Source organism: Corynebacterium segmentosum (assembly GCF_900637825.1).
GTDB lineage: Bacteria > Actinomycetota > Actinomycetes > Mycobacteriales > Mycobacteriaceae > Corynebacterium > Corynebacterium accolens.
Window position 1 is genome coordinate 2,087,570 of record NZ_LR134408.1, and the last position, 22,697, is coordinate 2,110,266.

General features: G+C 62.8%; 18 protein-coding genes and 1 pseudogene. 9 read left to right on the plus strand and 10 right to left on the minus strand.

Going from position 1 to position 22,697, the window contains the following annotated elements; translation table 11 throughout:
• Nucleotides 1-1,521, plus strand: coding sequence for a glycosyltransferase 87 family protein (locus EL217_RS09935; RefSeq protein ID WP_023018013.1), 1,521 nt, complete (start codon nt 1-3; stop codon nt 1,519-1,521).
• A gap of 154 nt (nt 1,522-1,675) precedes the next feature.
• Here the strand turns inward: EL217_RS09935 and EL217_RS09940 are convergent, their stop codons facing one another.
• From EL217_RS09940 to EL217_RS09950, 3 genes are read right to left on the minus strand one after another with little or no spacing between them, the layout of a single operon-like run.
• Nucleotides 1,676-2,815, minus strand: coding sequence for a glutamate--cysteine ligase (locus EL217_RS09940; protein WP_126319846.1), 1,140 nt, complete (start codon nt 2,813-2,815; stop codon nt 1,676-1,678).
• Between the two features lie 44 nt (nt 2,816-2,859).
• A complete protein-coding gene (locus tag EL217_RS09945) occupies nt 2,860-3,798 on the minus strand; it encodes a LytR C-terminal domain-containing protein (protein WP_126319848.1) in 939 nt (312 codons plus the stop codon).
• 23 nt (nt 3,799-3,821) lie between these two features.
• Complete coding sequence (locus tag EL217_RS09950) at nt 3,822-4,097, minus strand: DUF3263 domain-containing protein (RefSeq protein ID WP_005279449.1); 276 nt, start codon at nt 4,095-4,097, stop codon at nt 3,822-3,824.
• Between EL217_RS09950 and EL217_RS09955 the strand changes: the two genes are divergently transcribed.
• The 4 genes from EL217_RS09955 to EL217_RS09970 are packed head-to-tail and all read left to right on the plus strand — an operon-like array spanning nt 4,096 to nt 8,055.
• Nucleotides 4,096-4,719, plus strand: a complete 624-nt coding sequence (locus EL217_RS09955) for a peptide deformylase (RefSeq protein ID WP_005284937.1) — start codon at nt 4,096-4,098, stop codon at nt 4,717-4,719. The genes EL217_RS09950 and EL217_RS09955 overlap by 2 nt on opposite strands.
• A 2-nt stretch (nt 4,720-4,721) precedes the next feature.
• Nucleotides 4,722-5,747: a GNAT family N-acetyltransferase gene (locus EL217_RS09960; protein ID WP_126319850.1), complete on the plus strand. Its 1,026-nt coding sequence runs from the start codon at nt 4,722-4,724 to the stop codon at nt 5,745-5,747.
• A gap of 34 nt (nt 5,748-5,781) precedes the next feature.
• Complete coding sequence (locus EL217_RS09965; RefSeq protein ID WP_126319852.1) at nt 5,782-6,591, plus strand: exodeoxyribonuclease III; 810 nt, start codon at nt 5,782-5,784, stop codon at nt 6,589-6,591.
• Nucleotides 6,592-8,055 (plus strand): phospholipase D-like domain-containing protein, encoded by a 1,464-nt coding sequence (locus EL217_RS09970; RefSeq protein WP_126319854.1) that lies wholly within the window; start codon nt 6,592-6,594, stop codon nt 8,053-8,055. It abuts the gene before it with no gap.
• A gap of 111 nt (nt 8,056-8,166) precedes the next feature.
• Here the strand turns inward: EL217_RS09970 and EL217_RS09975 are convergent, their stop codons facing one another.
• The 3 genes from EL217_RS09975 to EL217_RS09985 are packed head-to-tail and all read right to left on the minus strand — an operon-like array spanning nt 8,167 to nt 10,458.
• Nucleotides 8,167-8,943 (minus strand): ABC transporter permease, encoded by a 777-nt coding sequence (locus tag EL217_RS09975; RefSeq protein ID WP_126319856.1) that lies wholly within the window; start codon nt 8,941-8,943, stop codon nt 8,167-8,169.
• A 6-nt stretch (nt 8,944-8,949) separates the two neighbouring features.
• Nucleotides 8,950-9,933, minus strand: a complete 984-nt coding sequence (locus EL217_RS09980; protein ID WP_126319857.1) for an ABC transporter ATP-binding protein — start codon at nt 9,931-9,933, stop codon at nt 8,950-8,952.
• Between the two features lie 30 nt (nt 9,934-9,963).
• Nucleotides 9,964-10,458, minus strand: a complete 495-nt coding sequence (locus EL217_RS09985) for an NUDIX domain-containing protein (RefSeq protein ID WP_023029277.1) — start codon at nt 10,456-10,458, stop codon at nt 9,964-9,966.
• Between the two features lie 70 nt (nt 10,459-10,528).
• On the opposite strand from EL217_RS09985, the gene EL217_RS09990 reads away from it, so the two are divergent.
• Genes EL217_RS09990 through EL217_RS10000 form a run of 3 tightly spaced genes read left to right on the plus strand, consistent with a single transcriptional unit; the run spans nt 10,529 to nt 16,019 of the window.
• Nucleotides 10,529-11,974: a hypothetical protein gene (locus EL217_RS09990; RefSeq protein WP_126319859.1), complete on the plus strand. Its 1,446-nt coding sequence runs from the start codon at nt 10,529-10,531 to the stop codon at nt 11,972-11,974.
• The gene (locus EL217_RS09995) at nt 11,974-12,981 is read left to right on the plus strand and encodes a glutamate ABC transporter substrate-binding protein (RefSeq protein ID WP_126319861.1); all 1,008 of its coding nucleotides are present in this window, start codon (nt 11,974-11,976) and stop codon (nt 12,979-12,981) included. The genes EL217_RS09990 and EL217_RS09995 overlap by 1 nt, the downstream gene beginning before the upstream one ends.
• The gene (locus EL217_RS10000) at nt 12,978-16,019 is read left to right on the plus strand and encodes a serine/threonine protein kinase (protein ID WP_126319863.1); all 3,042 of its coding nucleotides are present in this window, start codon (nt 12,978-12,980) and stop codon (nt 16,017-16,019) included. The genes EL217_RS09995 and EL217_RS10000 overlap by 4 nt, the downstream gene beginning before the upstream one ends.
• Nucleotides 16,020-16,022: 3 nt before the next feature.
• On the opposite strand, the gene EL217_RS10005 is transcribed toward EL217_RS10000, so the two are convergent.
• Nucleotides 16,023-17,246, minus strand: a complete 1,224-nt coding sequence (locus EL217_RS10005; protein ID WP_126319865.1) for an acetate kinase — start codon at nt 17,244-17,246, stop codon at nt 16,023-16,025.
• A complete protein-coding gene (pta, locus tag EL217_RS10010; protein WP_126319867.1) occupies nt 17,247-18,614 on the minus strand; it encodes a phosphate acetyltransferase in 1,368 nt (455 codons plus the stop codon).
• A 228-nt stretch (nt 18,615-18,842) separates the two neighbouring features.
• Between pta and EL217_RS10015 the strand changes: the two genes are divergently transcribed.
• A complete protein-coding gene (locus tag EL217_RS10015; protein ID WP_035108528.1) occupies nt 18,843-20,204 on the plus strand; it encodes an FAD-dependent oxidoreductase in 1,362 nt (453 codons plus the stop codon).
• A 135-nt stretch (nt 20,205-20,339) separates the two neighbouring features.
• Here the strand turns inward: EL217_RS10015 and purT are convergent.
• Nucleotides 20,340-21,691 (minus strand): annotated as a pseudogene (gene purT / locus EL217_RS10020) (formate-dependent phosphoribosylglycinamide formyltransferase).
• 164 nt (nt 21,692-21,855) lie between these two features.
• Nucleotides 21,856-22,611, minus strand: coding sequence for a class F sortase (locus tag EL217_RS10030; protein ID WP_126319869.1), 756 nt, complete (start codon nt 22,609-22,611; stop codon nt 21,856-21,858).
• Between the last annotated feature and the right edge of the window lie 86 nt (nt 22,612-22,697).

A 22,697-nucleotide genomic window follows, 5' to 3' on the forward strand; every position in this document is an offset into this window, starting at 1 on the left:
GTGAAAAAGCTATACGGACTGCCTACTCTGGCTACCCTTTTGGTTGCCTTCTTCATCTTCAGCATCTCCCGCTATAGCAAATACGACGGTCCCAATGCCTTCATCTGGCGCGTGCCGCTGGATTTGAAGATTTACTGGCTCGCCGGCGGCGAGGTGGCCGAGGGCGCCAACCTCTACGACAACGCCTACATTGGCAACCTACCTTTTACCTACCCTCCCTTTGCCGGCACGCTATTCAAGTGGATTTCCTCGCTTGCCGATGACCCCCTTATCATCCTCTGGCAAGGCGGCACCATCCTTGCCTTATTGGCCGTCATCCTCATGGTCTTCCACGAGCGCGGCCTCAAACTATCGCCGCTGACCTGGGTCGTCGCCATCCTGCTGGTGCTCTGCGCCCCGGCTGTGGAGCCGATGTACGGCACCTTGTTCTACGGCCAGATCAACGTCTTTTTGATGTTCCTGGTCGCCCTCGACCTCATTCCTAAGAAGTGGGCGCTGCCCGGCGTTGGCATCGGCCTCGCTGCCGGTTTGAAGCTCACCCCGGCCTTCATGGGGTTGGTGCTCCTATTCCAAAAACGCTGGTGGCAGGCGGTCATCAGCGTCCTTACCTTCGCGGTGACCGTGGCGATTGGTTTCGTCACCATCCCGGACGCCGAGGTGTTCTGGACCGATGCCATCTTCAATTCCTCCCGCGTGGGTGAACACACCAACCCGGGCGCGCAGTCCATCCGCTCGCTCATGGTGCGCGCGTGGGGCATCGACGGCGGCTGGATGTGGCTCGCCGCCGTCGCGGTCGTCTTCGTCCTGACCTGCCTGGCACTGCGCACCGCGATGAAGCACAAGAACAACTCCGCCGCCATGGCCTTGGCCGGCATTAGCGCGTGCTTGGTCTCGCCCTTTTCCTGGTACCACCACTGGGTCTGGGTCTTCCCGCTGGCCATCGTGGTCCTCATCTCCGTCAACCAGGCACTGGGCAAGCGCCTGCGCGGTGTCATCGGCGCGCAAGTTGCAGCGCTGGTCTCCTTCGCGGCCATGTGCATCGTGCTCCTGCCCTATGTCTCCGCAGCCTTCTGGCTCGAAGCCGCCAACCGCTCGCTCAACCACTGGGATTTCCAGCCGTGGGCCATGCTCTTTTTCACCGGCTCCGGCATCCTCTACATCGCCTTTTATGCCCTCTGGGGATTCATCCCCGGCACCCAGCCCAGCGAGGACGAGCCCCACGCCGGCCAGCACGCGGCACAGCCCGCTGCCCAACCGCAGCACCATGCCCCGCTGCAGCAGGGTCAGCCGCAGCACTCCCAGGCGCAGCGCACCCAGGCTTCCGGTGTACCCGCAGCTGGTGCACCTGCGTCTGGCGCACCTGAGTCTGGCGCTACCTCGCAGGGTGCTTCTGCCCCCGATGAAACCGCAGAGTTCCCGGTATTTAACCCCGAGACCCGCGAGTTTCCTTCCACCGAGGGCTATACCGATATCCCGGCTCCCCCGTCCTACGGCGGCCGCCACGCCCGAGACAACGGCTAAGCGGCGCGCGACCGCGCACGCAGCTAGGGCGTGCGGTAACCACCTGCGAACCCCTGCACCGCGGCCAGCTACCTGCTGTGTGGCACTAGGCGTGCGGTCACTGAGCGCGCACGCTTAGAGCCGGTCATCGGTTAGCTAGTTAGTGGTCAGCTGCTTAGCGCACCGGCCGGAAGGTGTGCAGTTCGCGGCAGGTTTCTTCGACGACATCGCGCCAGCTGCCGGTTTCTTGGAAGAGGCGGCGTTGGCGTTCGTATCCGGCGCCGCCGTCGATGATTTCGTGCACTACGGCCAGTTCTTCCGCGCAGCCCAGCTCACGGGCCAAGGGAGTTAGTTCTTCGACCATCTGGGTCAGTTCATCTTTGACCCAGGCCTCGTCCGTGTCGCGCGAGGTAATAACGAGGGCATCCATGCCGTAGCGCGCCCCGCGCCATTTGTTTTCCGCCACGTGCCACGGCTGCAAGACGGGCAACTCCTCGCCCGCGTCGATCATGCGGTCATAGTGCACGACCAAGCAGTGCGTGAGCGCGACGACGGCGGAGAGCTCCCGCAGATTCGAGGTGGCATCGGATACGCGGACCTCTACGGTGCCCCACTTCGAGGCTGGGCGGATATCGAAGTGCATCGAGCCGGTGTGGTTGATGACCCCGGAGATGGCCTGATCCCGCATATAGGACTGCCACTCGCCCCACGTGAAAAATTGGTAAGGCATGCCGGCGGTGGGCAGCTGTTGATAGAGCATCGTGCGATTGGAGGCGTAGCCCGTATCCAAGCCTTCCCACCCCGGCGAGCAGGCAGAGATAGCCAAGAGGTGGGGGTACTTTGTCATCAGCGCATTGATGATGGGCCAGACGCGATCCTCGTGGCTGATACCCACGTGAACATGGGTGCCCCACAGCAGCATCTGCTTTCCCCAGTATTGGGTGCGGGCGATGATCTCTTGATAGCTGGGTTTATCTGACAGCGGGTTTTCCCGGAAATCCGTAAACGGGTGCCCGCCTGAGGCCCACACATCGATGCCGAGCTTATCCGCGGCTTCCTCCACGGCGGCCAGCGAAGTTTCTAGCTCCGCCATGGCTTCCGGCACCGTGGTACAAATGCCCGTGACTAGTTCCACCGTATTCTGCAGGAATTCCTTTTCCACGTGAATATCGGGGTGGGCGGCAGTGGCGAGATCGATCAACTCAGCCCCGCGCGGGACGAGATCGCGCGAGTCGCGGTCCACGAGCGCGACTTCCCATTCCACCCCGAGCGTGGGCTCGGGGGAACGGGCGAATACTTCTGCCGGAATCTTCACCGGTCTAGCTTAACGGGTAGGGGGTAATATTCCATGAATTTTATTTAGGCCTGGGGGACAGCGAGGGCGACCACAACGGCGCCGTCTTCGGTGGCTTCCTTGGGCAGGTCCTTATTCATGGGCTTTACTTCTGCCTGGTAGCGCGCGGCAACTTCCTTAGCCAGCGACTCCGCGGAGGCATCGCCCTCAGGGTAGAAGACGGTGGTCTTGGGCACGGTCAGGACATCGCCTGGCAGGTTGCCCACATAGCCCACCTTGAAGCCGCCGTCCTTCAACACATCGGCTTCGTTCTTGGCCTTATCGGATTCACCGGAGTTATTAAGCACGCTGACCTTAATGTCATTGCGGTCACGCGCGGCAGACGGCGCATCATTGCCGCCGGCCCGGGCTTCATCCCCGGCGCGGCCTTCACCGTGCTGATCGCGCGCGCCGGTATCGCGGTTGGCGTCGCGGTTAGCCTCGCCCTCGGCGCCGCCGTTCGGGTGCGCGTTCTCACCCTCGCGAGGCGGCTGGTTATTGGCGCCATCGGCACGGGAACCATCGCCGCGCGCGCCATCCGCGGCAGGGCCGTCGGCGCCGTTGCCCTCTTGGCCGCCATTGGCGGAGCCGTCTGACTTCGACTGCTCGGAATCGGAAGCGACGGTCGAATCATCGTCCTCCGAGGTCATGGCATAAAGGCCCCACAGGCCAAGCATCACGGCCACGGCGATAAGCACCATGGCGAGCCCGCGCAGTGGTAAACCGCTCTTTTTGGCGTGGGCGCCTCCCCCACCGCCGCCGGTCCTGGCCGCGGCGGCCCCGGCCCCAGCCCCGGCAGCGCCAGCAGCAACGTCCTCGCCGTCTACCTCATCGTCATAAGCGCCGTCGTAAGCACCTTCGTAGGCGTCGTCATAATAAGCATCGCCATAATCGGCCGCGGCGTCATCGCCGGCGGCGTCGTCGAATTGCTGGTCGTATAGATTATCCGGATTCTCTTTAGTCACTTCAGTAACACTAGTAGCAGGTTCTAACGCGGTGGGGTATTTCCCCGCGCGGCGCGCCGCGTATTTTCGCGCTCCTCCCGCAGGCGCTTTAGCCGGGCCACCAAGAGGGGATGGGATTCGGCGGCGGCGGGGGCATCGAGAAGCAGGTTCAGCCGTTGGTGATAGCGCACCGGCGAGATGTCCAGCTGCGCGCGAATGGCCTCTTCCTTGCGGCCAATGCTGCGCGGGGCGGTTTCCTCAAAGTCCAAAATGGCGGCGTCTAGGTCAGACAAGGGGTTCATGCTTAAACTGTAGAACATGACTATTCGTCCCATCGTTATCCACGGCGAGCCCGTGCTTCATCAGCCCACCACGCCGGTGGAAGAATCCGAGATTTCCAGCCCCGAGATGCAACAGCTCATCGCGGACATGTACGAGACCATGGAGGTCGCCCACGGCGTGGGCTTGGCTGCGAACCAGGTGGGCATAGGCAAGCGGCTCTTCGTGTACCACTGCCCCGATACCGAAGGCCCGGATGGCACCGAACTGCCCGCCGATAAGGCCGGCATGCGCAAGGGGTGTGTTATCAACCCAGTGCTGGAGACCTCCGAGATTCCAGAGACCATGCCTGCCGATGACGGCTCCGATGACGAAGGCTGCCTCTCCGTGCCGGGCGAGGGCTTTCCCACCGGCCGCGCCGACTGGGCGCGCGTGACCGGCAAGGACGAGCACGGCAATGACATCACCGTGGAAGGCTACGGCTTTTTCGCCCGCTGCCTGCAGCACGAAACCGGCCACCTCGATGGCTACGTGTACACCGATACCCTCATCGGCCGCTACAAGCGCCAGGCAAAGAAGGCCATTAAGCGCAATGGCTGGACCGAGCCGGGCTATTCCTGGATGCCGGGCGAGGACGAAGACCCCTTCGGACACGACGATTAATCATGTCCCGCATCTTTCGCTCCGATAACGTGCAGGTAGGCGATCGCGTCGTGGCCCGGCGCGATTTCGGCGGGGTGCATAGCGATGTCATCGGCCACGTCCTCAGCCTCGAGCCGCTGGTCATCCGCCCGCAGCAGGTCGGCGGCTACCCGTCCGATCTCGAGGCCGTGGAAATCGCCCCCGAGCAGCTGAAGATTATCAAGCGCCTTTCACCGCGCATGGTGCGCAATTCCGATATCCGCGCCGTCGAATACGCCACCGCCCAGGCCTTTCCCGGCAAGGAGCACACGTGGACCGCGGACGGTTCCTGGCTCATGCGCGCCGGCGATGGCGTAACGGGCCGGTCCAATTCCGCCGTCCCGCTCGGGCCTTCTGCGGGCTTTAACCCGGTGCCGCTCGCGGAAATCACGGAGTTCTACCGCCGCCACGATCTCCCGGTGCGCCTGCTTATCCCGGAGCGCATTGGCAAGCCTGCAGAGCGCCTGCTTGCCGATGCCACCTGGCACACCGAACCCGAAATCCTCGTCATGGTCCTGCGCGATCTCGCGAACCTTCCCGCCGAGGCCCCGGGTTCTCACCCCACCGGCGCGGAGTTTCGCATCGATGCCCAACCCGATGACGCGTGGTTGCAGATGTACCACTTCCGCGGCCAGGCGCTGCCCGTCCAGGCCCTGGAGTACCTGCGCGCCCGCATCGAGGGCACAATGGGCTTTGGGCGGCTAGTTATTGACGGAGAGACCGTCGCCATCACCCGCGGCACCATCACCGAATCCGGCGACGGCACCGCCTGGCTGGGATACTCCGCCGTGGAGGTATCGCCCGCGCACCGCCGCCAGGGCTTAGGAGCGCTTTTGGGCCAGCACATGCTGCGCTGGGGGCGCGACCAGGGCGCGAAGCACGCCTACCTCGATGTCTTGGCGTCTAATACCGCCGGCATTCACCTGTACGAAAAGCTAGGCTTCATCGAGCAGCACCGCCAGATCTACGCCCTGCTGCGCGACGAGCCCGCCGTCCGCGGCCTGGACTAGTCCGGGCCATTGCCCGCGCGGTACTGTATTATCCATGCGCATCACCACGTGGAATATCAACTCCGTTCGCACCCGCGCCCAGCGGGCGCTGGACCTTCTCCACACGCACGACATCGACGTGCTGTGCTTACAAGAGACCAAGGTCAAGGACGATAAATTCCCCCGCGAGGCCTTCGAGGATGCCGGCTACCATGTCACCTGCCATGGCCTCAACCAATGGAATGGCGTGGCCATCATTTCCAAAGAAGAACCGGAAGAAGTCTTTACCGGCTTCCCCCACCAGCCTGGCTTTGCCAAGGACCCAGAAAAGCCCCAGGACCGCGAGGCCCGGGCCCTTGGTGCGCGCATCCGCGGGGTAGAAATCTGGTCGCTGTATATTCCCAACGGACGCGAGATCACCGACCGCCACTATGACTACAAGCTGGACTTTCTCTACCAGCTCGCCCGCTACGCCGCCGGCCGCGCCCAATCCAAGCTGCTTCTCACCGGCGATTTCAATATCGCCCCGCGCGATGAAGACGTATGGGATATCGAGGCCTTCCGCGGCAAGACGCACGTTACCGAGCCCGAGCGCGCCGCCTTCCAGATGCTTGAGGAGGCCGGCCTCGAGGAGGTCACGCGCCGGTTTACCGAGGAACAGCGCTATACCTACTTTGATTACAAGGGGATGCGCTTTCACAAGAATGAAGGCATGCGCATCGATTTCCAGCTGGCCTCGCCGCCGCTGGCCAAGCACGTCACCGGCGCGCGCGTAGACATGGAAGAACGCGCCGGCGAAAAGACCTCCGATCACTGCCCACTTTATGCAGATTTCGATCTGCCCGATTTCGATTCCGTGCGTTAAATGACCTGGTCGCTCGATCTCAGCTTCTGGCAGCTGGCCTTCCTCATCGTCGATTATTCCATCAAGATCATCGCCGTCGGCTTCGTGCCAGAAGGCCGCCGGCCCTCCAATTCCACCGCGTGGCTGCTGGCTATTCTGGTGCTGCCCGTCATCGGCCTGCCGCTGTTTTTGCTCATGGGCTCGCCGTATATCAACCGGCGCCGCCACCGCATCCAGCAAGAGGCCAATGAGCGCCTCGAGGATATTTCCGCCCGCACCCCGGACCACCCCAAGGGCATCCTGTCAGCCGAGGTGGAATCCGTCATCAAGCTCAACCGCGAACTGACCGGCTTTCCAGCGCTCATTGGCCACAACCTAGGCCTGCATGCGGATTACGATGAATGCATTCGCTCCATCGCCGCGGCCGTGGACCGCGCCGAAAAGTACGTCTCCATCGAGGTCTATATCCAGTCCTGGGACGAGGTCACGGATGTGTTTTTCCAGGCCCTCGCCCGCGCCACCGCCCGCGGCGTCAAGGTCCGCCTGCTACTGGATCAGATTGGCAGTTTTAAGTACAAGGGTTATTCCTCGCTGGGGGACAAACTGACAGACATCGGCGTGGACTGGCGCCTCATGCTGCCCATCCAGCTGCACAAGGGCCGCTTCCGCCGCCCGGATCTGCGCAACCACCGCAAGCTCGTCATCATCGATGGCGAGGTCGGCTTTATCGGTTCCATCAACCTGATCAAGCGCCAATATAAAACCACTGACCGCTTTTGGATCGATTACATGGTGGAGCTATCTGGCCCCATCGTCACCGCCATGACCGCGGTCTTCGCGGTGGATTGGTACACCGAATCCGGCGAGAACCTCCCGCTAGATGAGCTGCCCTATGACGATGCCCAAACAGTCGACGCCAACTACCTGCAGATGATTCCCTCCGGCCCCGGCTATACCACCGAGCCCAACCTGCGCATGTTTAATTCCCTGGTACACCACGCCAAGCAGCGCCTAGTGCTGTGCTCGCCGTATTTCGTGCCGGATGAATCCCTCTTAGAGGCCGTGACCACCGCCTGCTACCGCGGGGTGGATGTGGAGCTTTATGTCTCCGATACCGCGGACCAATTCATGGTCAACCACGCCCAGTCCTCGTATTACCAGGCGCTGCTTGAGGCCGGGGTGCATATCTACCAATTCCCCTACCCTTATGTTTTGCACTCCAAGTTCATCATCACGGATCCAGATGACCAGGAGTTCAATCCGCTGTGCATGTTCGGCTCGTCCAATATGGATCCGCGCTCCTTCGGCCTCAACTATGAGACCACCATGCTCGTGGCCAAGGGTGATCTCCTCGCCCAGTTCAACCAGCTCGCCGCCAATTACCGCGCGGTCTGCCACGAGCTCACCCTTGAGGAGTGGAACCAGCGCGGGTTCGTGCGCCGTTATATCGATAACGTCATGCGGCTGACCTCGGCCCTGCAATAAGCTTTGCTTGCCGATGCCCCTCCCAACCCCCGAATCCTTCGCAAGGCTAAGACCGCCTCGCCCAAGGCATCCGTTGCTCCCTCCCCAGGGACTAACCCTGGGGAGCAGCGATTAAGCATCGCGCTTGTGCAGAACCAGCACGCCGAGGGCCCACAGCACCACGGCCCAGATGAAGAATACGACGCCGCTGCCTGCGGCCTCCGTCCACAGCGCGTTATCCACTGGGGTATTGAACAGCCAGTTCTGGAAGGCGGTAAAGGGCATGTAGCTGCCGATCTTATCGCCGACGACGGGAATCATGCTGACCATCTGGTCCACGCCCAGGTACAGAATGAGGCATAGCGCCACAGAACCCGCGGTCTGGCGAATGAGCATGCCAACGCCTTGGGCAAAGGCCACCACGAGGGCTGCGGCCAGCGGGTACTTCCACAGCTGCTCGCGGCCGACTTCATCGTTCCAGGGGTCGAAGGTGGCGGAAATGGAACTATCAGCAAGCAGATCCGTAAGCAGGTACGCGCCCACCACACCGATGAAGGTCAGTACGGCCGCGATGACCGCGTATAAGACCAGCTTGGCCACGGCCACGCTCCCGCGCCGCGGGGAGGCCATGAAGGTAATCGCTTGGGTGCCGAAGCGATATTCCGTGGTCACCAGCATGATGGCCTGAATCATCAGCACAGGCAGGCCCAGGGTTACCAGGAATACGACGGTGAACTCGGGCCCAATAAGCTGGAAGCCCATGTCAACGGCCTCCGGCTCGAGCGGCTCCATAAACGCGGCGCTAACGCCGGCCCAGCCCCACGAGAACAGGAGGAATAGCGCGGTGGTCCACCAAAAGGAGCGGGTGGTGCGCAGCTTAATCCACTCGGATTTCAAGATATTCAACATGGCGGATTAAACCTCCTGCTCGTTGGGGCGGGCGAACCCACCGGACTGGCCTGGCTGGCCTGGCTGCGCGCCAGGCGTGCCGGCGTGATACTGCACGGCATCGCCGGTGAGATCCATGAAGGCATCCTCCAGCGACGCGCTTTTCAGGGTGAGCTCGTGCAGCGGCACCCCGGTGGAATAGGCCAGCTCGCCCACGAACTCGGTGGTCTGGTTGATGACCTCGAGCCGCGGGCGGCCCTCCTCGTCCTTGGAGTCGGTAAAGGAAACGCCCTCCTTCTTTAATGCCTCCCCGAATTCCGGAAGGTGGTTCGAGCGCACATACACCAAGGACTGCGAGTGGCCGCGGACGAACTCGTGGGTGGGCTTATCCGCAACCATCTTCCCCTTGCCAATGACCACGAGGTGGTCAGCCGTCTGGGCCATCTCGGACAAGAGGTGGGAGGAAATCAAAATGGTGCGGCCTTCTGCGGCCAGCGCGCGCACGAGCTGGCGCACCCAGCGGATGCCTTCTGGATCTAGGCCGTTGACCGGCTCATCCAGGATGAGGATTCCGGGATCGCCCAATAGGGCACCCGCAAGGCCCAAGCGCTGGCCCATGCCGAGGGAAAAGCCGCCGGCTTTCTTACCGGCGACATCGGAAAGCCCCACCAGCCCCAGCACCTCATCCACGCGGGAGGTGGGAATGCCGTTAGCCGCCGCCATCCACTTCAGATGATTCGCGGCCGTGCGGTTGGGATGCACCGCCTTCGCATCCAAAAGCGCGCCCACCTCACGCAGCGGGTGCGCGAGATCGTGGTAGTGCTTGCCGTTGACGCGGACCTCACCGGCCGTGGGCTCGTCCAAGCCCACGATCATCCGCATGGTGGTGGATTTGCCGGCACCATTGGGACCCAAGAAGCCGGTGACCACACCGGGCTTTACTTGGAAGGTGAGATCCTCAACGGCGCGGACAGACCCGTAATCCTTAGTCAGTCCTTGTACTTCAATCATGAGCACTAGAATGCCATATTTTTGGATACCTTACCGGTTCAATTTTTCCACCCGCCGCCGCAGGGCGGGAAAGGCGTGGCGAAATGGCGCGATAAGCGGTAATTTTTCCACCTCATCTAGGCCCACCCAGCGCAGCTCGTGGGATTCCTCGTTGGCGGTGGTGGGCAGGCGCAGGCCGCTGCGGGTGCGCGCCAGCACGGTGGTATAGGTCCACTCCCCCGGCAAATCCCCCGCCGGTGGATAGGGCCCGGCCGTAACTTGGGTCTCGAGCACCTCGACATCGGCAGGCGCGATGGCGCATTCCTCGTGCGTTTCCCGCAACGCGGCCTGGGTGGGGCTTTCTTGTAAGTCCCGCGCCCCGCCGGGAATCCCCCAGGTATTGCCATGATTGGTCCACGCGGCGCGGTGTTGCAGCAGCACCTCGCGCCCGGCGACGAGGAAGAGGCCGGCGGCACCGAATTTTCCCCATACGCGAATGCCACTGGGGCCCGCCGCCCAGCCGTCTCCACTGTGAGGGTTATGCATATTTCCTATCCTAGCCACACACGCGGGTAAATGGTGGCGCCCAGCACACTGGGGGCGTTATTCTAAGTGAATGACTGAGCAGGCAGTGCGGGTAGAGTCAGAGCGCGATGAGGACGCTCACCCCAGCGATCACTGGCTGGATGAGGTTACCGCGCCCTCTCGCCCGGCCCTCAGCGGGCTCACCCACCGCGCCATGGAATGGTTTGCGGGCCCGGCGCGCCTGCTGCGGCGGTTTTATTACTTCGCCTCCACCACCCCAGGCAAGCTTTTTACCGTCACCCTGATCCTCACGGTGGCATTGGGAGCCGCCGGCTTATCGATGTCCCAATCTTCCGCCGCCCGCCACTCCGACCTCGACGAGCTGCTCAATACCACCGAGCCGATGTCCAATGCGGCACACCACCTCTATAGCTCCCTTTCGGTGGCAGATACCATCGCGACCACCGGATTCGTGCAGGCCGGCGTGGAATCAGAGGGCAACCGCGAGCGCTATAACGATGCCATCGATGCCGCCTCCATTGCTGCGACCGAATCCGTGCTGGGCACCACGCCTGACGATGCCCGCGTGCGCGATCTCGTTACCTTCATCCAGCGCGAGCTGCCCATTTATACCGCGATGATTGAAAAGGCGCGCTCGAACCACCGTGCCGGCAATGCCGTGGCTAACTCCTATATGTCCAATGCCTCCTCGCTCATGCGCGAGCACATTCTGCCGGCGGCATCCGAGCTATTCCAGCTAACCACTGCGAAGGTCAACCAGCAGCAGCAAAAGCTCACCTCGCCGCAGTGGGTGCCGCTCTCTGGCCTTTTGGCTGCGGTCTTCTTCCTCATCGTGGCGCAGTGGTGGCTGTGGCGCCAGACCCGCCGCCGCTTTAACCGCGGCTTTTTAACCGCAACGGTGCTGCTCTTCTTGGCCATTTTCTGGGTGGCGCTGTCTAACTTGGCCACCTGGTCCACCGGCCACCAGGGCTTCGAAACCGCCTCGCGCCCCTGGGATTCGCTGACGGCCTCGCGCATCGAGGCCCAGCAGGCGCGCACCTCAGAAACCCTCGCGCTGGTGCTGCGCTCCTCTGAGGAAGATACGCTCGAGCGCTTTTCTGGATCCGTCGAGTCCATCGAAAAGGCGCTGGGTGATTATGAAAGCGCGCTGCACGACGATGACGTCGAGGTCAACGATCCCGAGCTCATCCACAGCGCCCGCGCCGCCACCGAAAAGTGGCAAGACTCGCACGAAAAGCTCATGGCTGCGCTGAGCGAAGGCGACTATGACGAAGCCGTCTACCAAGCCACCATCACCGATCCCGAGAATGGCGAGACCACCGCCGCGCAGTCCTTTAATGAGCTCGATAGCGAGCTTTCAGAGCTCATCGGCCAGGCGCGCATCGCCATGCGCACCTACCTAGAGCGCGGGCTGACCGCCATGACCGCGGTCTCCTCCGCTGTCTTCCTGCTCACCCTGTGCGCCATCTTCGCGGTGTGGCTGGGCATTCGTCCCCGACTGCAGGAGTACCTCTAATGCGCTACCGAGCACCCCTGACCGCCATCGTTGCTGCCTGCAGCATCCTCGCGCTGGCCGGCTGCGATATTCGCTCCGTCCCACCGCTGGAATCGCCCGAACAGCAGGCACTCGATGCCAGCCCCGGCCCGCCGCTGCCGGAAGGCTCCGCCATAGAAGAGGCCGGCACCAACGCTCCCAACCAAGAAGACGATACCAAGCTCAAAGGCACCTACCGGCCGGATGATAAAACGGCGAAGGAGCGGGTGCCGGACATCGTCAAGCGCGGGCGCCTTATCGTGGGCGTGGACCGCTCCAATAACCTGCTGAGCTACCGCGATGCCGCCTCCGGCGATGTCCGCGGCTTCGAGGTCGATATCGCACACGAGATTGCCCGCGATATCTTCGGCGATCCCAATAAGGTGGATTTCCGCTTCGTCGAATCCTCCGACCGCACCGCCGCGCTGGATAATGGCACCGTCGATATCATCGTGCGCACCATGACCATTAGCCCCGAGCGCGAGAAGGAAGTGGCCTTTTCCATCCCCTACATGACCACGCAAACCCGCATGCTGGTGCTGACCAGCTCCGGGATGAATTCCATCGATGATGCCGATGGCAAGAGGCTGTGCGGGGTGCGCGGGTCCACCGCGCTGGATACCATCCGCGAGCGCGCCCCCCGGTCCGATATCCTCATCACCCGCTCCTGGGGCGATTGCCTCATGGCGCTGCAGCTCAACCAAGCCGATGGCGTGGTGGTTGATGATGCCCTGCTGTCCGGCATGGCCGCGCAGGATTCCTACACCTCCATCGTGGGCGAACCCTTAAAGACCGAGAACTACGGCGTTGCCGCGCGCCTTCCCAACAAGGATCATGACACCCGCCCGCTGCTGCGCCAGGTCAATTCCACCTTAGAGCGCATCCGCCGCGACGGGACGTGGTCCGACATCTTTGACAGGTGGCTAGGCGCTTACCTAGACGAGCCCACCCTGCCGTCGGGGACATACATCGAGGAAGATAAGTCATGAACCATAACCCGAATTTCAGCGAAGACGAGCTCGAATACCTCGAGCCCGAAAACCTCGATACCCAGCGCCAATTCCGGCAGCCCACCAAGGCCTCCTACCGCGACGCTGACCCCGACCGGGACCGCGACCAAGACTCCAACCCAGACCGCAGCCAGGACCGCGATCGCGACGCCGCCGATTCCCCCAACACAGCCAGCACAGCCGATGACGCTGACACCAACGCCGCCAACGCCGCCAACGCCGCCGCTGGCTCGGATACCGCCGCTACCAACGCCGGCGCGGACTCCCCCACCGCGAGCACCAACGCTGCCAACCGCAGGCCTGCCAACCGCGACGTCGGGGCCGACACCTCGGCCACCGCTCACAACGCTGGTGCTAGCGACAATGGCACTAGCGAAGCTGATGTCGATACCGCCGCAGCGCAGGTCCCTGGCACAGCCCCCGCCGCTGCCTTCCCGGATACGGAGGCAACGAGCAGGCAAACAACGGACGGCAGCACGACTGGCCCTAGCACTGCTGCCCAGGGCACGGCGGGTCAAAGCACAGCTGGACAAAGGACGGCAGGCCAAAGGACGGCGGGCCAAAGCACGGCTGGTCAGGATACCGCGGCCCAGGGTGCGCGAAACGGAAACACCGCCGACGAGAGCGGCAACGCCGGCGATACCGGCGGAGTGGGCACGGCGGCCGTGGCGTATGACCCATTCGCGAGCGAACCCATCGAGCACCGCGGGGATCCGGGGACTTCGGCGGTGGCCTTTGATCCTTTCGCCGATGACGATGAAGACGACGACGGTTCCATCGACCCGGATCACCTCTCCAGCCTGCTCGCGGACTTAGAGAATATCCGTGCTCAGCGCGAGAGCGAACGCGATGAGAAAACGGCCCAGGAAAAGTCCTCGGAACGCTCGCGCCGGCAGGCGATCGATACCTTCCGCGAGCGCCGCGGCACGCAGCGCACCGAGCGGCCGGTTGCTGATGGCATGGTGCGCCTGCCGTTTATCACCCCGGCCGATCCCACCGCCGCCCTCATCGACCCCAAAGAGAAGATCAAGGGCAAAAAGGTTCCGCCGCCGCAGCTGGAACCGGGCGATATGGTCGCGGAGCAATACGAAATCCTCGGCGGCATGGGCTGGATTTACCTGGCCAATGACCACTACGTCTCCGGGCGCGTGGTGGTGCTCAAGGGCATGCAGGCCCAAAAGTCCGCCGATGAGACGGCCGCTGCCGAGGCGGAGCGCGAGTTTCTGGCAGACATTACCCACCCGGGCATCGTCAAGATTTTTAACTTCATCGACGATGACCGCGTGCCAGGTGGATTCATAGTCATGGAGTACGTGGGCGGGCCATCGCTAAGAAGCAGGCGCAATAAGCAGCCTAACGAGCTGCTACCCGTTGACATTGCCATTGGCTATATCCTGGAAATCCTGCCGGCGCTGGAGTACCTGCACTCGCGCGGCGTGGTCTATAACGACCTGAAGCCGGATAACATCATCGTCACCGAGGACCAGGTCAAGCTCATTGACCTGGGTGCGGTCTCCGGCATCGGGGCGTTCGGGTTTATCTACGGCACCCAGGGCTTCCAGGCCCCGGAGGTCGCGTCCAAGGGGCCGTCCATCGCCAGCGATATCTATACCATCGGCCGCACCCTGGCCGCGCTGTGCCTCAAGCTGCCCAGCGAGGACGGCGTCTTCCTCCCAGGCATCCCCAACCCGTCCAAGGAACCGGAGCTGCGCCGCTTCCTCTCCCTCTACCGCCTGCTGCTGCGCGCGACGCACCGCGACCCGCAGCGCCGGTTTAGCTCCATCAAGGAGCTGCGCACCCAGCTCTACGGCGTGCTGCGCGAGGTCCTCGCCATCCGCGACGGCCGCCAGTACCCCTCCCAGCACTCGCTTTTCTCGCCGCAACGTACCACCTTCGGCACCAAGCACTTGGTCTTTCGCACGGATCAGCTTATCGATGGCATCGACCGCACCATCCAAATCACCGCCCCCGAGGTCGTCTCCGCCTTGCCGACGCCCCTAGTAGACCGCGACGATGTCGGCGCCAGCCTGCTGCAAGGTACGTCTTATGCCGAGCCGCAGGAAGCCCTCGAGACCCTGCGCCAGGCCATGCGCACCCCGGAATACGAGCATTCCGCCGAGATTCCCCTCGGCGTGGTGCGTTCCATGATCGACCTGGGCTATACCGACGAGGCGCGCCAGTGGCTAGGCTCCATCGAGGACCGCCTGGGCCAAGATTGGCGCTACCAGTGGTACGCCGGCATCACCGAGCTTTTGCACGATGATTACATCGATGCCCAGGAGTACTTCGCCACCGTCCTCGATTTATTGCCCGGCGAGGCCGCCCCCAAGCTCGCCATCGCGGCCATCAATGAGCTCATCCTGCAGCAGATTGATTACAGTGAAACATCGCTTATCGATGCCACCGTAGCCCGCGCCTGCTCCAACCTCTACACCACCCTGGCGGATCTCCCCTCTTCCGCTTTTGAGGGGCAGCCGGAAATCTGGTCGCACGTCACCCAAGACCCAAGCGCACTGCGGTTTAATTCCATGCGCCTATACGGCATCGTCTGGGCCACCAACCCCACGACCGTGTCCTCCGCCTTTGGGCTTGCCCGCCAATTGCGCGCGGAGGGGCAGGTGGAACTTTCCGTAGCCACCTTGGATAAGGTGCCCAATGCCTCGCGCCACTTCCGCATGGCGCTGCTGACCACCGTGCTGCAGCTTATCGTGCACAATCTATCGGAATCGCGCATTCGCCGCGCTGCCCGACGCCTCGAAGAAGTCCCCACCAACGAGCCGCGCTTCCTCCAAATCAAGATCGCCGTCATCTCCGCGGGACTGAACTTCCTGCGCAACGCCGATCTCGCGCGGGCGTCCTCGCCGAATGATCTCTTCGAGTACGCCTTTACCCAGCGCGGCCTGCGCACCGGCCTGGCCGAGACCCTGCGGGCCCTTGCCCGCCAGGCCCCGTTTAGCCGCCACCGCTATGCGCTGGTGGACTTGGCCAACCAGGTCCGGCCTATTACTACCTTCTAGGGCCTACTTGAATAGGCCTGCCTCGCGCGCCTGGGCGGCGACCTCCGCAGACTTCTGCGCAATGGCCAGCTCCTCGTTGGTGGGAACCACCAAGACCTTGACGGGCGAATCATCGGTGGAGATGACCCGCGGCTCATCGGAACGGACGAGGTTGCGCTCCTTATCAAAGTCGATGCCGTACATATCCAGGTTGTACAGCGCGTCCTGGCGCACCTCGGTGTCGTTCTCGCCCACGCCGGCAGTGAAGGTAATGGCGTCCACGCGGCCTAGGGCAATCATGTAAGAACCGATGAAGCGGCGCAGCTGGTGGATGTAGATGTTATACGCCAGCCATGCGTCTTCATCGCCCTTATCGATGTGCTCGCGCAACGTACGGAAATCATTAACGCCCGCGATGCCCTTGACACCGGATTGCTTATTGAGCAGCTTATCGATGTCATCGATGCTCATGCCCGCCTGGCGCACCAGGTGGAAGATGATGCCTGGGTCGATATCACCGGTACGCGTACCCATGGCGAGACCAGCCAGCGGGGTAAGGCCCATCGAGGTATCGATGGCACGGCCATTGCGGATGGCCGCCGCAGAGGCGCCATTGCCCAGGTGCAGCGTGATCTGGTGGGTATGTTCCGGATCGCGGTCCAAAATCTTCGGCACCTGCTGGGAGACGAACTCGTGGGAGGTGCCGTGGAAACCGTAGCGGCGGATATCGTACTTGGAGGCAACCTCGCTATTGATGGCATACAGCGCTGCGGCCGGCGGCAGGGTATTGAAGAAGGCGGTATCGAAGACCGCCACGTGCGGGATATCCGGCAGGATCTTGCGCGCCACGCGGATGCCGTCCAGGTTGGCCGGGTTGTGCAGCGGGGCCAGCGGGATGAGATCCTCGATCATCGATTCAATTTGATCCTCGATGAGCTGCGGTTCCGAGAAGAGGCGGCCGCCGTGCACGACGCGGTGTCCCACGGCGATGATATCGACGTCCTTCGTTCCCACCTGATGATCATCCATCAGGTCAAAGGCGCGCTTTAGGCCAAAGGAGTGATCGGGAACTTCCAGTTCCTCGGTGACCTTTTCCCCGCCGACCTTGATGGTAATGGCGCCGCTCGGCTCGCCAACCTGTTCCACCAGGCCAGAGACGAGTGGATCATCGGTGGCAGTAGCGGTTGGGTCCACCAGCTGAAACTTGATGGACGAGGATCCCGAGTTAAGGACCAGTACGTATGACATTTATTTCTCTCCAGCCTGGATAGCGGTAATGGCAACGGTATTGATGATGTCCGGAACAGTGGCGCCGCGGGATAGATCGTTGACCGGCTTGTTCAGGCCCTGCAGGATGGGGCCGACGGCCAAGGCGCCACCGGTGCGCTGCGCGGTCTTGTAGCCAATATTGCCGGCATCCAGATCGGGGAAGACGAAGACATTGGCCTTACCGGCGACATCGGAATCCGGCATCTTCTTTGCGGCAACGCCAGGATCGCACGCAGCGTCGAACTGCAACGGGCCATCGACCTTCACCGAGGAGTCCAGCTTCTTGGCGGCCTCGACGGCCGCGATGGCGCGCTCGACATCCGGGCCGGTGCCGGAAGCGCCGGTGGAGTAGGACAGCATGGCCACACGCGGGTCGATGCCGAACTGGGACGCGGTCTGCGCGGACACCACGGCGATTTCGCCCAGCTGTTCCGCGGTTGGGTTCGGGTTCACGGCGCAGTCGCCGAAGGCCCACAGGCGCCCGCGCATGACCATCAGGAAGATGGAAGAGACCACCGAGGCATTCGGCTTGGTCTTAATGATCTGGAAGGACGGCTTAATGGTGTGGGCGGTGGTGTGGGCGGCGCCGGATACCATGCCATCGGCAAGCCCCTTGTGCACCATCATGGTGCCAAAGTAGGAGATGTCCTGCATGGTGTCGCGGGCCTGCTCCAGGGTCACGCCCTTCTTCTTGCGCAGCTCCGCGAAGTCCGCGGCGAATTCCTCTGCAAGCGGCGATTCCAGGTGGTCAATGATATCGGCGCCCGAAATATCCAGCCCCAGCTCCTTGGCGCGGGCCTGGATATCGGATTCCTTACCCAAGATGGTCAGCCGGGCAACCTCATCGCGCAGCAGCGCATCAGCGGCTTCAAGGATGCGATCATCATCGCCCTCAGGCAGGACGATGTGGGAGCCGGTGGAACGGGCCTGGTCGATGAGCTGCTTCTGGAAGAGGTCCGCGGACATGACGGGCGCGGTCTCCTCGGCGGCCTTCAACGCACCTGGCACGGCCTCCAGATCGGTGAAAACGCCGGCCACTGTGGCTCCAAGGGACTCGGCCTTGCGCTGCGCCAGCTCCGCCGCGCGCTCAGGGGCGCCGGAGATAATGACCAGCGGTAAGCCCAACGCGGCGGCGACCTCCGCATCGAAGGAGATCTCACCGGTGCCTTGGACCAGGAGGGCATCGGCAGTGGCGGTGGGCGCGTTGGCCAAAACATCCGCCACGGTGGGGTCGAAATCTTCTAAGCGGAGCAATTCAGCGCCAAGGCTATCCGCCAAGGCGGGAATATCGAGGCCATCGAAGCCGCGGCCGATGGAGCTTAACACTGTGGACTGGGATGCAGACATGCGGATTACCTTTCCTTTGCCGTCACGGGGAACTCTGGGAACACGCGCCGTAACATTATGCCGTACATCACAGTTACTAGCACGTGGTGACGTCTCCACTGTACGTGAATCAGCCGCTTTTCCGCGCCCCGGCGCCCTCCTAAACTAGGGGTTGTGAGCACCGTGACAATTAATACATTGCCACCGCGTAGAATGTGAGAAAACCTAAAGAAAGGACACCCTAAACAGATGACTAGCCCAGTGCGTGTCGCCGTCGTCGGCTCCGGACCGGCCGGCATTTACGCCTCTGACCTCCTCGTAAAATCCGATGTGGACGTGCAGATCGATCTCTTTGAAAAGATGCCCGCGCCCTTTGGTTTGATTCGCTACGGCGTTGCCCCGGATCACCCGCGCATTAAGGGCATCGTGCAGTCGCTGCACAACATCATGGAGAAGGAAGAAATCCGCTTCCTGGGCAATATCGAAGTGGGCAAGGACATCACCGTCACGGAGATGCGCGATTACTACGACGCCATCATCTTCGCCACCGGCGCCACCGCCGATAAGGAAATGGGCATCCCCGGCGAGGATCTCGAGGGCAACTACGGTGCCGGCGAATTCGTGGGCTTTTATGACGGCAACCCCAACTTCGAGCGCGACTGGGACCTGTCCGCGGAGTCCGTCGCCGTCGTGGGCGTGGGCAATGTCTCGCTCGACGTGTCCCGCATTCTAGCCAAGACTGCCGACGAGCTGCTGGTGACGGAGATCCCAGACAACGTCTACTCTTCCCTGAAGGAAAACCGCGCCAAGGAGGTCCACGTCTTTGGCCGCCGCGGCCCGGCGCAGGCCAAGTACACGCCGAAGGAGCTCAAGGAGCTCGATGAGTCCCCCACCATCGAGGTCATCGTCAGCCCGGAGGACATCGAGTACGACGAGGCTTCCGAGGAGGCCCGCCGCGCCGCCAAGTCCACCGACCTGGTCTGCCAGACCCTGGAGTCCTACGCCATGCGCGAGCCTGGCGATGCCCCGCACAAGCTCTACATCCACTTCTTCGAGTCCCCAGTAGAGGTGCTTGGCGATGCCGGCCACGTCACCGCCATCAAAACCGAACGCACCCAGCTCAATGGCGATGGCTCCGTGAGCGGTACCGGCAAGTTCACCGAGTGGCCCGTGCAGGCGGTTTACCGCGCGGTGGGCTACCACCCGCAGTCCGTTGACGGCATCCCCTTCAACGAAACCACCGCAACCATGCCCAATGACGGCGGCCACGTGCTTGCCAATGTCGACGGCGAAAAGCTGCCCGGCCTCTACACCACCGGCTGGATCAAGCGCGGCCCGGTGGGGCTTATTGGCAATACCAAATCCGATGCCAAGGACACCACCACCATGCTGCTGGCGGACTACAAGTCCGGCGACTTAGAGCCGGCGACCAAGCGCGATCCGCAAGACATCCTGGATCTTCTAGAATCCCGCGATATCGCCGTGACCACTTGGGCCGGCTGGCACCGCCTCAACTCCGCCGAGCAGGCCGCCGGCGAGCCCCACGGCCGCGAGCGCATCAAGATCGTCGAGTGGGACGAGATGGTCAAGCACGCCGGCCCGCAGCGCTAACCAGCGCCGCGCCGAGCGGGGGCCGGCCGGCGCTGCCGTGCAAGGCTGGTCGGCGCTCGGGGCTGGCCGACGCTGCCGCGCGGGGCGGACGGGCACCGCGCGGCGCGGGGCGGACGGGCACCGCGCGGCGCGGGGCTAGTCGGTATCGTCTACGCCTGAGGTCAGCTTGGGGTCGAGCTCGACCCCGCCCTCGTATTCAACGACCTCGATATCGGGCACGTTTTCCGCCTGCGGGTCGATGCCGCGCGCACCGCCCTGCGCGAGCAGGCCAGGCGTGGAGGTCACGCTCACCTTGTGCGCCGCCAACGCGGCGCGGTCGCGTGCCTCTTCCACCGTTTCCGCCGTCGTGGTCACAAGCCCCATGCGCCGGCCCTTATAGGCATCGGGCTTGCCAAAGAGCTTCACGTCCGTCTCGGCGTAGTGGAGGGCGGAGGCAATGCCGGTAAAGGCGACATCGGCAAGCGGCTCCTGCGCGTGCAAGAACATGCTGGCGCCCGGGGTTATCAACGTGGCATCGATGGGATAGCCCAAAATGGCGCGGGCGTGCAGGTCGAACTGGGAAAACGCTGCGTATAGGCGGTAAGCATCGCCGTGTCCGAAGGCCGCGGGGAGACCGAAGAAAAGTAAACATCATCGCCGGCGACGAAAAGCTCCACGCCGTACACGCCGCGCCCGCCCAGCTCATTGGAAATGCGCGCCGCAACCGAGCGCGCGTTCTCCAGCGCAATCTCGCTCATGCCGGTGGGCTGCCACTCCTCAATCAAATCGCCCTTCTCGTGGCGGTGGCCAATGGGCTCGCTAAACCACGTGGCCAGCTTGCCCGTGGCCGGATCGATGGACCGGATGGCCAGCAGCGTGACCTCGAGGTCGAAATCCACGAAGCGCTCCGCCACCACGCGCTGCGAATCCGAGGACACGCGGCGCACCGTCTCCCACGCCTCGCGCACGTCTTCCACATCCCGCGCCAGCATGTGGCCCTTGCCAGAGGTAGATACGTCCGGCTTAACGATGCACGGAAACCCCAGCTCCGTTGCCGCCTCTTCCAGCTCCTCTACCGAGGTGGCAAAGCGGTAGGCCGAGGTCGGCAGGCCAATATCTTCTGCCACCGCGCGCACCCGCTCGCGGTCCTGGGTAAGGGCGCATGCGCGCGCCGTGGGCACGACGACGGCGTCGCTAGACTGCTCGACCTGCTCCAGGGCCTCCACCGCGACGATTTCCACCTCCGGCACCACGTAGTGCGGCTGAATCTGCTGCACCAATTCCGATACCTGCGCGGCGTCAGTAATATCCGCGACATAGCTATAGTGCGCGACCTGGTGCGCCGGCGCCCCCTGGTACTTATCCACCGCGTGCACCTCAAGGCCCAGGGACTGGAAGGAAATAGCCAGCTGCTTTCCCAACTCGCCCGCGCCGAGCAGCAATACCTTCGTGGCATTGCCCGTCAGCGGCGTGCCGATATGACCGGCGATTTTGCCTGGAATATCCATGACTTTGCTCCTTTGATTCCGCTCCTAGCAGCAGATACTTCCCCAAATTATTTCATAGATGCCCGCCGCAGCCTGGACGCACATGCGTGAAGTGCACAAACGCAAGCGCCCGGCCCGGGAAAATCTTCCTCGAGCCGGGCGCTTCTAAGCCACAGGGCTACAAGCTATGCCTGCGCCTGTTCCGGTGGGACCGGGGCATCGACAGGCTCTGCCACGGTAATAATGTTGTCCTCATAGCCCAACGCACCACCGACGAACTGGCCGCCGCAGGTGATAAGCACCAGGCGGTTCGCCCCGTCCGCGTCATTGACCACGTCCGGGAAATCCGCGCCCTTAGGCAGGCGGTACGGCTTTTCCGTCACGCGAAAGGTGCGCTCCTCACCATCGATGACCACGGTAAATTCCTGGTTTTCCTGCAGCCGGGTGAATTTCTCCGCATAGCCTGTGCCTTGGCCCTGGTAGTTCACGTGGCCGGTGATGACACTGGAGCCGATGTTGCCGGCATCGCCAGGCACCGCCGAGGCGGAGTACCAACCCAGGCGGGAGACATCGTGCGGCGGCAGCAGCACGCCCTGGTCCGTCACCTGCACCGGGTCCACGGCGGCGAAATCGCCGTCGATGCCCACAGACATACCTTCGAAGCCGTGGAATTCGCCCGGGGCCGGCTCGAATTCGTGCTCCTGCGCGCCCGAATCATCGACGAAGGCATCGGGCTTGTCCGCAGCACCTGCATCTTTGTCTGCCGGTGCGCTCACAGACGCGCTTGCCGATGCCCCCACATCACCCTCATCCCCCTCCTTATCGCTGGTTAAATACAGCGCCAACTGGATTAGCACCAGAATTACGGCTACTACCAAGACGATAAATCCGATAATCTTGCCCCAGCTCATGGGTTCTTTGCGGCCGGTCTCCTCAGACATTGCCCCGACTCCTTTTAATTGTCACTTTTGTTGTTCACATCAGATAGAAAGTCCCCTCCAGTGTGTTCAGTTACACCCTGAAGGGG